At 64.5% G+C, this 13,673-nt stretch carries 3 protein-coding genes; all 3 read left to right on the top strand.

Translation table 11 applies throughout. The features are described from left to right. Positions 1-163: 163 nt before the first annotated feature. The 3 genes from LOY22_RS17155 (at position 164) to LOY22_RS17145 (ending at position 13,672) form a co-directional block, all read left to right on the top strand. Positions 164-9,430 carry a non-ribosomal peptide synthetase gene (locus tag LOY22_RS17155; RefSeq protein ID WP_258594153.1) on the top strand — a complete coding sequence of 3,089 codons (9,267 nt, stop codon included), beginning with the start codon at positions 164-166 and terminating at the stop codon, positions 9,428-9,430. Positions 9,431-9,499: 69 nt separating this feature from the next. Next, positions 9,500-10,558: a TauD/TfdA family dioxygenase gene (locus LOY22_RS17150; RefSeq protein WP_045194609.1), complete on the top strand. Its 1,059-nt coding sequence runs from the start codon at positions 9,500-9,502 to the stop codon at positions 10,556-10,558. 9 nt (positions 10,559-10,567) lie between these two features. Then, complete coding sequence (locus LOY22_RS17145; RefSeq protein ID WP_258594152.1) at positions 10,568-13,672, top strand: amino acid adenylation domain-containing protein; 3,105 nt, start codon at positions 10,568-10,570, stop codon at positions 13,670-13,672. Position 13,673 lies beyond the last annotated feature (1 nt).

Here is a 13,673-nt window from a genome sequence, read left to right as displayed (position 1 = left end):
TAAGACGAACGAGAATCGTAAAACCCGCAGGGTTAGTTGAAAGCAAATGTTTCAAAGCTCCTGGGTCATCAGCCCGATGCGCTTAATTTTCATTCGCGGTCATCCGTTTTTCTTGAATTACCGGGCCTGCAGGCTCGTTGTTCCCCTGGATGGATGAAAGCCGATGAATGCCGAAGATGCCCGCAAGCTTGCCCGCCGATTCATAGAGTTGCCGTTGGAAAAGCGCCGCATCTTTCTTCAGGGGCTGGCCCGTGAAGGGGTCGACTTTGCCCAGTTCCCGATCCCGGCCCAGGTGCCGGTGGCCGGGCAGGGCGGCTTGTCCTATGCCCAGCAGCGCATGTGGCTGTTGTGGCAACTGGAGCCTGGCAGCGCGGCCTACAACCTGCCCAGCGCCGTGCGCCTGCAGGGCAACCTGGATGTCGAGGCGCTGGAACAGGCGTTTGCCAGCCTGGTACAGCGCCACGAAACCCTGCGCAGCGTGTTTGTTCAGCAAGCCGATGAACGCCTGGCGCTGATGCCGGCTGCGCAATGGCCGCAGGTCGAGCACCTGGACCTCGGTGTGCTGGATGCCGCCGAACGTGAACAGCGCGTGCGGGACCTGGCCGAGCAACAGTCGCTGCAGCCCTTCGACCTGGCCCGGGGGCCGTTGCTGCGGGTGCTGCTGCTCAAGCTCAAGGCCGATGAGCATGTGCTGTTGATGACCTTGCACCATATCGTTTCCGACGGTTGGTCGATGAACGTCCTGATTGAAGAGTTCAGCCAGTTGTACGCCGCGCACCTGGGCAAGCAGGTGCCGGCCCTGGCCGCGCTACCCATCCAGTACAGCGATTACGCCCTGTGGCAGCGCTGCTGGCTGGAAGCGGGCGAGAAGCAGCGTCAGCTCGACTACTGGCGCGCGCAGTTGGGCGAGGAGCACCCGCCGCTGGAACTGGCGCTGGATCATTCGCGCCCGGCGTTGCCCAGCTATCGCGGTGCACGCCAGCGCTTGAGCCTGGACCCGCAACTGGCCGAGGCCCTGGGCGCGTTTGCCCGCAGCCAGGGCGTGACCCTGTTCATGCTGCTGCTCGGTGCGTTCAACATTCTCCTGTACCGCTACACAGGTCAGGGTGACCTGCGCGTTGGCGTGCCGATTGCCAACCGCAACCGCAGTGAGATCGAAGGCCTGATCGGCTGCTTCGTCAACACCCAGGTACTGCGTACCCGGCTCGACGGGCAGACGACCGTCAGCCAACTGCTGGCGGCGGTCAAGGACACGGTGTTGGGGGCCCAGTCGCACCAGGACCTGCCGTTCGAGCAACTGCTGGAGGCCTTTGCCCTTGAGCGCAGCCTCAGCCACACGCCGTTGTTCCAGGTGATGTACAACCATCAGCCGCAGGTCGCCGACGTCACCACGCTGCACCTGGCGGGCGGGCTGCAGATGAGCCAGGTCGACTGGCAAAGCCGCACCACCCAGTTTGACCTGAGCCTGGATACCTTTGAGCAGGGCGGGCGTCTGCAGGCTGTAATCACCTACGCCAGCGACCTGTTCGAGGCGCCAACCATCGAGCGTATGGGCCGGCATTGGCAGAACCTGCTGGGTTCGATGCTGGCCGCACCGCACGCGCCTGTCGAGCAGTTGCGCATGCTTGATGTTCAAGAGTTGCAGCGTATCGTCGTCGACTGGAACGCGACATCCGTTGATTATCCACTGCAGCAACCGCTGCACCGGCTGATCGAAGCCCAGGTCGAGCGCAGCCCCCATGCCACGGCGGTGCTGTTTGCCGATCAAACGCTCAGCTATGCCGAGCTCAACGCCCGCGCCAACCAGCTTGCCCATTGCCTGATCGAAGCCGGCATCGGTGCCGACAGCCTGGTCGGCATTGCTGTCGAGCGTTCGCTGCAGATGGTTGTCGGCCTGCTGGCGATCCTCAAGGCCGGCGCCGCCTACGTGCCGTTCGACCCCGACTACCCGGCCGAGCGGCTGGCCTACATGATCGAGGACAGCGGCGTGCGCCTGGTACTGACCCAGGCGGCGCTGACCGAGCGCTTGCCGCTGCAGGCGGTGCAGGTGATGGTGCTGGACCAGGCCGGTGCCTGGCTGGGTGGCTACGCCACGAGCAACCCGAACATCGTCGTCGACCCGCTGCAGCTGGCCTATGTGATTTACACCTCGGGCTCCACCGGCCGCCCCAAAGGCGCCGGCAACAGCCACGCGGCGCTGGTCAACCGGCTGTGCTGGATGCAACAGGCTTATGGCCTGGAGGCCGGCGACACGGTACTGCAAAAAACCCCGTTCAGCTTTGACGTGTCGGTCTGGGAGTTCTTCTGGCCGCTGCTCAGCGGTGCCCGCCTGGCGGTGGCCGCGCCGGGCGAACACCGCGAGCCTGCGCGGCTGATTGCCACGATCGAGCGTTATCAGGTCACTACCTTGCATTTTGTTCCGTCGATGCTCCAGGCATTTATTCATGAGCCGGGTGTCGAGGGTTGTCGCAGCCTCAAGCGTATCGTCTGCAGTGGCGAGGCGCTGCCGGTGGATGCCCAGCAACAGGTGTTTGCCAAGTTGCCGCAGGCCGGGCTTTACAACCTCTACGGCCCTACCGAAGCGGCCATCGATGTTACCCACTGGAGCTGTGTGGACGAGGGCCGCGACAGCGTACCGATCGGGGTGCCGATCGCCAACCTGCGTACCCTGGTGCTGGATGCTAGCCTCGCGCCCGTACCGCCCGGTGTTGCGGGTGAGCTGTACCTCGGGGGGCAAGGCCTGGCCCGCGGTTATCACCGCCGCCCGGGGTTGACCGCCGAGCGTTTTGTGGTTGACCCGTTTGGCAGTGGCGAGCGCTTGTACCGCACTGGCGACCGTGTGCGACAGCGGGTCGACGGGGTTATCGAGTACCTGGGGCGCTTTGATCATCAGGTCAAGATCCGCGGCCTGCGCATTGAACTGGGCGAAATCGAGGCGCGCCTGGTTCAGCATACTCTGGTGCGCGAGGCCGTGGTGCTGGCCCCGGAGGGCAAGCAACTGGTGGCGTACCTGGTGTTTGAAGGTGAGGCGCCGGACGACTGGCAAGCCCGGCTCAAGGCCTGGCTGCTGCAGAGCCTGCCCGAATTCATGCTGCCCAATCACCTGATGGTCTTGCCGGCGTTGCCGCTGACACCCAACGGCAAGCTCGACCGCAAGGCGTTGCCTGCGCCCCAGGCTGCCCCCAAAGGCGCCTACCAGGCCCCGGGCAGTGAACGTGAACGCGCCCTGGCGCAGATCTGGCAGACCCTGCTGGGGCATGAGCGCATTGGTCTGGATGACAACTTTTTTGAGCTGGGCGGTGACTCGATCATTGCCATCCAGGTGGTCAGCCGCGCGCGCCAGGCCGGCCTGCTGCTGGCGCCGCGCGATCTGTTCCAGTACCAGACGTTGCGCAGCCTGGCGCAGGCGGCGCAAGCCGGTACGGTGCGCGAAATCGAGCAGGGGCCGGTGCATGGCGATGTAGCCTTGACCCCGGTGCAACAGGGCTTTTTTGAGCTGTCACTGACGCAACCGGCGCACTGGAACCAGTCATTGCTGCTCAATGCGCGGCAAACGCTGGAGCCTGCGTTGCTGGAAGCGGCGCTCAAGGCGCTGGTCGATCACCATGATGCCCTGCGCTTGCGCTTTGAGCCGCTGGGCGCGAGCTGGCGCCAGTTTCACCAGGCCCCGCCAGCGGCCCTTGAGCTGTGGCAGCGTCAGGCCGATACGCCGACCCAGCTACTTGAGCTGTGCGAGGCCGCCCAGCGCAGCCTCGATCTGCAGCAGGGGCCGTTGCTGCGGGCCCTGTTGGTGCACATGGGCGATGGCAGTCAACGCCTGTTGCTGGTGGTTCATCACTTGCTGGTCGACGGGGTTTCCTGGCGGATCCTGCTCGAAGACCTGCAGTCGGCCTATACCCGGTTGCAGGCCGGGCAAGCTGTTCAACTGCCCGCCAAGACCAGTGCCTATCAGGCCTGGTCTGTGCAGCTGCAGGATTACCTCGAGCGTGCCGGCGAGCAACTGCCATATTGGCAAGCGCAGCTTGAGCACGCTGTGGACCTGCCCTGTGACAACCGCCAGGGCACGCTGTACAACCGCGACGCGGCAAGCATTGAAATCCGCCTCGATGTGCAGCACACCCGGCAATTGTTGCAGGACGCCGTGGGCGCTTACCGCACCCAGGTCAATGATCTGCTGCTGACCGCCCTGGCGCGGGCGGTGTGTCGCTGGACGGGGCATGACAGTGCGTTGCTGCAGTTGGAGGGCCATGGCCGCGAAGATCTGTTCGAACACCTGGACCTGACCCGTACCGTGGGTTGGTTCACCAGTATTTTCCCGCTTCGGCTGGTACCCGAGGATGATCTTGGGGCTTCGATCAAATCGATCAAGGAGCAGTTGCGGGCGGTGCCTGATCGAGGCCTGGGCTTTGGCGTGCTGCGTTACCTGGGGAGCGCGCAGCAGCGCGCAAGCCTGGGCGGTGATGCGCTTGCACCGCGGATCACCTTCAACTACCTGGGGCGCTTTGACAGTCAGTTCGACGAGCGCGCCTTGCTGTATCCGGCCAGTGAGCCGGGTGGCGCCGGGCAGGCCAGCGATGCGCCATTGGCCAACTGGCTGAGTATCGAGGGGCAAGTCTATGCAGGGCAACTGGGCCTGCGCCTGACGTTCAGTCAAGCCATGTTCCAGGCAAGTACCGTCCAGGCCTTGGCCGATGCCTACCTCGATGAGCTGCAAGGCTTGATCGGGCATTGCTGCCAGCTGCCAGGCGCGCAGGCGACACCATCGGATTTCCCCCTGGCCAGGCTTGGGCAGGCGCAACTCGATCAGCTTGCGCCGCTGCTCGGCCAGGTCGATGAGCTTTACCCGCTGTCGCCCATGCAGCAGGGCATGCTGTTTCATGCCCTGTACAGCAACAACGGTGCCGAGTACGTCAACCAGTTACGGGTTGACGTCGACGGCCTGGAGCCGGAACGCTTTCGCCAGGCGTGGGAGGCGACGGTGCAGGCCCACGATATTCTGCGCAGTGGTTTTATCTGGGACGGCGGCCTGGCACAGCCGCTGCAGTTTGTCTGCAAGCAGGTCCGGCTTGATCTGCGCGAGCATGACTGGCGCGGCGATGCCGGGCTGGCATCCAGGCTCCAGGGCCTGGCCCTGAGCCGGCGTCAACACGGCTTCGACCTGCAGGTCGCGGGCTTGTTGAACTTCGATCTGGTGCGCACCGGTGAGCAGCGGCATCACTTGATCTACACCCACCACCATATCCTGATGGATGGCTGGAGTAATGCCAGGCTGCTCGGCGAAGTGCTGGCGCGTTACAACGACCAGCCTGGCGCCTTGCCGGCAAGCCGCTACCGCGACTACATCGAGCATTTGCAGGGTCTTGATGGACGGGCAGCCCAGCAGTTCTGGACTGCGCAGCTGCAGGCGCTGGACGAGCCGCTGCACCTGGCGCGCTACCTGCCCGAAGCGGGCCGGGCACAGGCCCAGGGCCTGCGTGCAAGCCTGGTCCAGCGCTTCGACGCGCAGCACACCGCGCAGCTAAGTGCCTTCGCCCGTCAGCAGAAAATCACCCTCAATACCCTGGTGCAGGCGGCCTGGTTGCTGTTGCTGCAGCACTATAGCGGGCGCCGCAGCGTGGTGGTGGGCACCACGGTGGCCGGGCGCAGCCTGCCGCTGCCGGGGATCGAGCAGCAGATTGGCCTGTTCATCAACACCCTGCCGATCATTGCCAGCCCGCGGCCCGAGCAGACCCTGGCGCAGTGGCTGGAGCGGGTGCAGGCGCTCAACCTTGCGGTGCGCGAGCACGAGCAAACCCCGCTGTTCGAAATCCAGCGCTGGGCGGGGCATCAGGCCCATGCGTTGTTCGACCATATTCTGGTGTTCGAGAACTACCCGCTGGCCGAGGCGTTGCAACAACAGCAGGGCCCTCGGTTTGGTGCGGTGGCGAACCAGGAGCAGACCCACTACGCGTTGTCGGTGGCGGTGAGCGTGGGCGATGAGCTGCAGCTCGATTACGACTATGCCTGCGACGCCATCGGCGAGCAGGCGCTGCAGGGCCTGGCCGAGCATTTGCGCACTGTGCTCGAGCAATTGCCGCACGCGTTGTCGACGCCGCTGGGCGAACTGCAGATGTTGGCGCAGGCCGAACGCGAGGCGGTGTTGCAGCGGGCTCAACCTGAGCCGCCGGTGGACGTGCCGCCGTTGGCTATCCATGACTGGGTGCGCCAGCAGGCGGCGCGCACACCGCAGGCCTGTGCCGTCGAGTATGCCGGCCAGCGCCTGAGCTACGAGCAATTGAACAGCGCAGCCAACCAGTTGGCAGTCCGTTTGCGTGAGGCTGGGGTAGGGGCCGAGGTGGTCGTCGCCATTGCTGTCGAGCGAAGCCTGGAGATGATCATTGGCTTGCTGGCGATCCTCAAGGCCGGTGGCGCCTATCTGCCACTGGACCCCGGTTATCCGCAGGCGCGCATCCGCTTCATGCTCGACGACAGCGCCGCGCGCTTGTTGCTCGTTCAGCCGGGCCTTGCGCTGGACGTGCCGGCGGGCGTTACCCGCCTGGTGCTCGACAGCGCAGCCTACGCCGGGCCGCCAATCGCCGATGTCAGCACCTGCCTGCACCCGGACAACCTGGCCTACATGATCTACACCTCAGGCTCCACCGGCACCCCGAAAGGCGTGCAGGTGCGGCACGGGGCGCTGGCCAATCACATGCACTGGATGCAGCGCACCCTGCAACTGGAGCCTGCCGACCGGGTTCTGCAAAAGACCGCCCTGAGCTTCGACGCTTCGGTCTGGGAGTGCTGGCTGCCATTGATCTGCGGGGCGCAACTGGTCATTGCCGAGCCGGGCTTGTCAGCCGATATGTCCAGGCTCTGGGCCCGGGTCGAAGCGCTGGGCATCACCATTGTCCAGGCGGCGCCCTCGTTGCTGCAGGCGGTGCTGCCGGCGGCGACGGCGCAGAACATGGCCAGCTTGCGCTATCTGATGGCAGGGGGCGAGGCCTTGAGTGCAACCCTGGCCAACCAGCTGTTGCAGCGCTGGCCGGGTACGCTGGTCAACCTCTACGGGCCGACCGAAGCCACCATCGAGGTCACCTTCGCCATGCTCACCGGGGCGCTGGAACGGGTCATGGTGCCGATCGGGCGGCCGCTCGATAACGTCCGGCTGCTGGTTTTGGGGCCGGCCCTGCAGCCAGTGCCTGCGGGCGTGGTTGGCGAGTTGTGCATTGCCGGCGATGCACTGGCGCGGGGTTACCATGCGCGGCCCGGGTTGACGGCCGAACGCTTTGTGCCGGACCCGTTCGCCGCGCAACCTGGCGGGCGCCTGTACCGCACTGGCGATCTGGGCTGCTACGCGGCAGATGGGCAGATCGAGTATGCCGGGCGCGCCGATCATCAAGTCAAGGTCCGTGGCTTTCGTATCGAAACCGGTGAGATCGAGCGTCATTTGCTGGCCGATGCGCGGGTCCGTGATGCGGTGGTTGTGGCCCAGCAAGAGCAAGGTGTACAGCAGTTGGTGGGCTACCTGGTGGGGGCCGACCGGCAGCTGTTCGAGGACGCGGCGCAGGGCCAGCAACTGTGCAGCGAGTTGCGCCAGTCCCTGGCTTTGAACCTGCCGGCGCACATGCTGCCGACACGCCTGAGCGTCATTGCCCATCTGCCCTTGACCCCGAACGGCAAGCTCGACCGCAAGGCCTTGCTGGCGCTGGCCGACAGCAGCGTCGCCAGCAAGCCTTATCGGCCCGCCAGCACCGCGCTGCAGCAGCAGGTCGCCCAGGTCTGGCAGGAGGTCCTCAAGCTTGAGCGGGTCGGGCTCGACGACCAGTTCTTCGAGCTGGGCGGCCATTCATTGCTGGCGACCCAGGTGATCAGTCGACTGCGCCATGAACTGCAGCTGGACCTGCCTTTGCGCGCGCTGTTCGACAGCCCGTCGCTACAGGCATTCGTCGAGCAGTTACCGGCAACCGGAAGCCGACGCGTGCTGCCGGACTTGCATGGGGTCGATGCTTCGCAGCCGCAGCCGCTGTCTTATGCTCAGCAGCGCTTGTGGTTCCTCTGGCAACTTGAACCGCAAAGTTCGATGTACAACATTCCGCGCGCGCTGGAGTTGCTCGGGCCATTGCAGGTCGAGGCCGTGCGCCTGGCCTTCGAAGCCCTGGTTGCGCGCCACGCGGTGCTGCGCACGACGTTCTTCGAGGATCAGGGCGAAAGCTGGCAGCGGGTCCAGGCGCACTTGCCCGTGCCGTTCGAGAGTGTCGACTTGCAGGCCCTGGACAGCGCCAACCGGCAGGTGGTGCTGGCGCAACAGGTGCAGCAAGAGGCCCTGCGCCCCTTCGACCTGCAGCGTGGGCCGCTGCTGCGGGTGCAGTTGCTGTGCACCGAGCCAGAGCGCCACGTGTTGCTGGTGACGCTGCATCACATCGTCGCCGACCACTGGTCGTTTGCCATTTTGATCCGCGAGTTCAGCGCGCTCTACCAGGCATTTGCCACCGGTGTGGCGCCTGGCTTGAGCGCGCCAGGCCTGCAGTACCTCGATTTTGCGGTGTGGCAGCGTCAATGGCTGGCGGCTGGGGAGCATGACCGGCAGTTGCAGTACTGGCAGCAGCAACTGGGCAGCGAGCATTTCTTCACCACCTTGCCGGCCAGTGGCAGCGGCGCATCCGCCGATCAGCAGCAAGACTGCGAGGTGTACGAGTTTGCCCTTGAGCAGGGCTTGAGCGAGCGCTTGCGTCAGTTTGCCAAGGCACAGGGCCTGACCCTGTACATGCTCCTGCTGGCCGGCTTTGCCCTGGTCGTCAGCCAGCGCTGTGGCGCTGCCCGGGTCCGCCTGGGGACGGATGTCGCCAACCGAAATCACGCCGGCGTTGAAGAAATGGTCGGCTTCTTCGTCAATCAATTGGTACTGCAACTCTCGGTGGATCAACAACAGACGATCGGCAGTTTCCTGGCGTCCTGCCGCACCACGGTCATCGGTGCTTCGGACCATCAGGACCTGCCGTTCGATCGCCTGGTGGAGGCGCTGCGGTTGCCGCGTCGTTCAGGCAAGTCGCCGTTGTTCGCGATCAAATTCATCTACCAGGAACAAGGGGCGCAGCCGGTGGCTATCGATGGGCTGCAGATCAGGCCCTGGGCCGCGGGGCAGGCGGCGGCGGAGCTGGACCTGATCGCCGAGTTCGTCAACTCGTCGACGACCATCGGGGTTGGCTTCAAATGCATTGCCGGGCTGTACGAAAGCAATGACATGGCCTGTCTGTTTGCGCAGACGGCCTTGGTACTCGAACAGATGATTCAGGCGCCAGAGCAACCGCTCCAGGCTCTGCTCGACGCCTCGCGGGCCGTGCAGGAGCAGGCCGGCAAGGATCAGGCGCTAGCGCGCAGAACGCAATTGCTGCAGCAGCACCCGATTCGCCGGCGCTCGCCTCAGCGCGCAGGCAGTAACCAGGTGAATTGAAGCAGCGCCCGGACGGATCTATCGGTTGGCTTTGCCGCCAATGTCGAATCAGCGAATGGAAGGTGTTAAATGTCGGATTTCCAGTCTCACGTCATACCGGCACTGGCCAAAGGCAGAAGAAAGAGCCTTGGTGCCAGCGCCCAGCAGTTGGTGGCGTTTTCGCCGCTGCTGGAAGGCGGCTCTATGCCCTTGCTGTGTCGCCCGACCGTACCCGGCGTGGGCCTGGTGCAATGGGCCAGCGAAAACCGCGAACTGATCGAGCAACAGCTGGACAAGCACGCGGCGATTCTTTTTCGTGGTTTCGATGTACAGGACATTGAAACCTTCAACCGCTGTGTCGATGTGATCTCCGGCGGCGCGCTCGAGTACCTGTTCCGGGCTTCGCCACGTACCCAGATTACCCGCAAGTTGAATGTCTACAGCTCCACAGACTACCCGGCGGTGGAGAAGATCTTCCCGCACAACGAGCACTCCTATTCGCCGGTCTTTCCCTTGCACCTGTATTTTTACTGTGACCTGGCGTCACAGACCGGGGGCGAGACGCCCTTGGGTGATACACGGCTGATTCTCGATCGGATCGATCCTCAGGTGCGTGAAGCGTTTGCCCGCAAAGGCGTGCTGTATGTGCGCAACTATGGGGATGGCATGGGCTTGCCGTGGCAGACCGTGTTCCAGACCGAAGACCGCGAGGCGGTTGAAGCCTACTGCCGCAAGATCGGCGTCGAGCCGCAGTGGAAGCCCGGTAACCGGCTGCGCACGCGCCAGCGCGGTCCGGCCATGGTCCGTCATCCGCGTACGGGCGAGACGGTCTGGTTCAATCACGCGACCTTTTTCAATGCGCTGACGCTGCCAGACAGTATCCGCACCAGCCTGCTGGCCGAGTTCGCGCCGATGGACCTGCCGCAGAACACCTTCTTCGGTGACGGCTCGGCAATCCCCGAGCACTACATCACCCACCTGCAACAAATCTATCGAGAGGTCATGGTCGAGTTCCCCTGGCAGCAGGGCGACGTGGTGATTCTCGACAACATTCTTACGGTTCACGCGCGCAACGAATACACCGGGCCGCGAAAAATACTCACTGCAATGGCTATCGCGCTGAACAGCGTCGATGTGGCAATTGGTTAAGGATTCCCCATGAACGCTCCAGTCGACCCTTCCGAAGTTTTCCAGGTTTCCGCCCAGCAAGCGTCCATTCTCGATGCCCAGCAAGCCCGCGGCACGATCCTCGGCGCCCAGCTGATCATGACGTTCGATGCCCCCATCGATCGCCAGCGGCTCGAGCAGGCGGCGATTGACCTGAGTGAACGGCACGAGATCCTGCGCACCGAGTACCGAAACATGCCGGGGATGAAACGTCCGGTTCAGGTGATTCATGCCCAGCCGCGCCTGTGCCTGCTGTCGGTGGCGCCGGGCACCTTCGAACAGGCGGGTCCAGCGTGCCTGGCGCAGTTGGCAAGCCACAGCCTGGTGCTGGGCCTGGGCAGTGGCGAGGATGCACACCGCTTACGAGTCGCTGCGCCCCTGGCGAGCCTGGATGAGGTTGCCCTGGGTTTGCTGGAGGAGCAATTGCGCGCGCTCTACCAGGGGCAGTCGCTGGCCCCCTTCGACGGGTTGCAATACGCCGACTACGCCGATTGGCAGACCGGTCTTGCGCAGGAGGACATCGGCCGCAAGGGGGGCGAGTTCTGGCGCAATCTGTACCGCGACATGCAGGTCGACTCGCGTCTGCCTTATGAACGGCTCACCCCGTTCATGGGGGCATTGCAGCAACACGAGCAGCATTTGCCAGCGGTTGTGCCGGCGCTGCGCACCCTGCGCCAGCAATGGCGACTGGACTCGGACGCAGCATCACTGCTGTTGCTGTGGGGGCTGTTCGTCGGTCGCCTGAGTGGCCGCGAGCATTGGCTGGTGGCCTGCGCAATGAGCGGGCGCAACGAGCAGTTGCACTCTACCCTGGGGCATCTGGCCTGGCGTTTGCCGGTTGCCTTCAGTCGCCAGGCTGATCTGTCCGTGGACGGCTACGCCGAGCACTTTGCCGTGCAGCTGCAGTTGAGCCAGTCCTGGCAGGACTGCTTTAACGAACTGGACATGCTCGGTGGTCAGGGCGCGGGGCTGGACTTCGGTTTTTCCTGGGCTGATCAGCCGATTGAGGGGGCCCGGCTGGATCGCCCCAGCCTGGAAAAACTCCACCTGCAGGTAGCTCCCAGCGGTGATGATCTGCTGTTGCGCCTGCTGTCGCCGACCGGCTCGTTCAGGGCCGAACTGGGCCGCGCCTGGCTGGCTCAGTTTGCTGAGTTCGTCACTCAAGCCGTGGCTGACCCCCGGCAAGCAGCACAAAAGGTTGCCCTGGTGGATGCCGCCCAGGCCCGACCGTTGCAGCAGGCACTGGACCGCAGCCAGTCGCTGGGCGAGAGCGCCAGCCGCCAGTTGCACCAGTTGTTCGAGCGCCACGCGCAGCAGCATCCCGAACGGACAGCGATCCAGATCGGCGAGCAGCAGGTCAGTTATGCCCAGCTTGAGCGCCGTGCCAACCAGCTGGCCCGCGTTCTGAACCAGCGCGGAATCGGCCGTGAGGCGATTGTTGGCGTCTACGGCGCACGTTCGGTGGAGATCGTCGTGGCGTTGCTGGCTATCCTCAAGGCGGGAGCGGCGTACCTGCCGCTGGACCCGCAGTATCCGGCGCAGCGCCTGTCCTTCATGCTCGAGGACGCTGGGGTAGAGTGCCTGATTGCCTTGCAGGCGCTTGATCCGGCTATCGCCATGCCGGCGACGACAACCCTGCTCAGCCTGGATGACGAGGCGCTCGATCAGGTCGATGACAGCCCGCTGGCCAGTTGCGGCGAGGCGGATGACCTGGCGTACGTGATCTACACCTCAGGCTCCACCGGCACACCCAAGGGGGTGATGGTCAGCCACGCCAATGCGCTGGCCTCGACCCAGGCGCGGGTGCAGTTCTATCAGCAGCCGGTGCAACGCTTCCTGATGCTCTCGTCGTTCTCGTTCGACAGCTCCGTGGCGGGGATTTTCTGGTCCCTGGGGCAGGGCGGCAGCCTGTGCCTGCCGCTTGAGCAGGCGCACAAGGACCCTCAAGCCATTGCCCAACTGATAGAGCGCCAGGCCATCTCGCACTTTCTCGCCCTGCCGTCGCTGCACGCCCAGGTGCTTGAGCATCTGCAGGCGGCGCCCGCGTTGCGTTGCGCCATTGTTGCCGGCGAGGTTTGTCCTCCCGAGCTGCTGCGCCGCCACCGCCAGGCACTGCCGGGGGTAACGCTGGTCAACGAATACGGGCCCTCGGAGAGCACTGTCTGGTGCTGCGCCTACCAGGTGGCGCCAGAGGATCGCGTTGATCACGAACTGCGCGTCGCCATCGGTGAGCCCATTGCCGGCACTCGCCTGTATGTTCTTGATGATCAACAGCGCTGGGCGGGGGTTGCCCAGGAGGGTGAGTTGTACGTTGCCGGTGCCGGGCTTAGCCGGGGATATCTCAACAGGCCCGGGCTGACGGCCAGTCGCTTCGTTCCGGATCCGTTCGCCAGCGAGCCGGGCCAGCGCTGTTATCGCACCGGCGACCTTGCCTGTGTGCGCGCCGACGGCCTGGTCGATTACCTCGGTCGGCTGGATCATCAATTGAAAATTCGTGGCCACCGCATCGAGCTGGGTGAGATCGAAGCTCTGCTGGGTTCGCAGGAGGGCGTGCGCGAGGCCGTGGCCATCGCCCGCGACACCGCCGCCGGCAAGCAACTGGTGGCTTATGTGGTGTTGGCCGCCATGGCCGATGCGCAGCCGCGGACCGTGCAATTGCTGGGACTGTTGCGAGAGCAGTTGCCTGAGTACATGGTGCCCTCGACGTTGCAGGCGGTGCAAAGCCTGCCCCGTACCCCCAATGGCAAGCTTGACCGGACCGCTCTGGCTGCGCGGGCATTGGACGGTGTTGCCTACGTCGCGCCGGGCAATGAGCTCGAGCAATTGTTGGCCGAGGTCTGGCAGGAGGCTTTGCAACTGGAGCGGGTGGGTATCAACGACAACTTCTTTGCCCTGGGCGGGCATTCGTTGCTGGCCACGCGGATTCGTTCTCAGGTTCAGGCGCGGCTCAATGTCACCTTGCCGCTCAAGGTGTTCTTCGAGGGCGAAACCGTGGAGCTGCTGGCCCGGCAGATCGAGATGCACCGTGACGAGGCGGTCAGCGAAGACAAGGTCCAGGCGCTCGAAGCGCTGTTTGCCGAGGCTCAGGAGCAATGAG

Origin of the sequence: Pseudomonas sp. B21-035 (assembly GCF_024748945.1) — a bacterium.
Classification (GTDB): Bacteria; Pseudomonadota; Gammaproteobacteria; order Pseudomonadales; family Pseudomonadaceae; genus Aquipseudomonas.
Note: the sequence above shows the minus strand (reverse complement) of the source record. Positions and strands in the feature narration are given on the sequence as shown.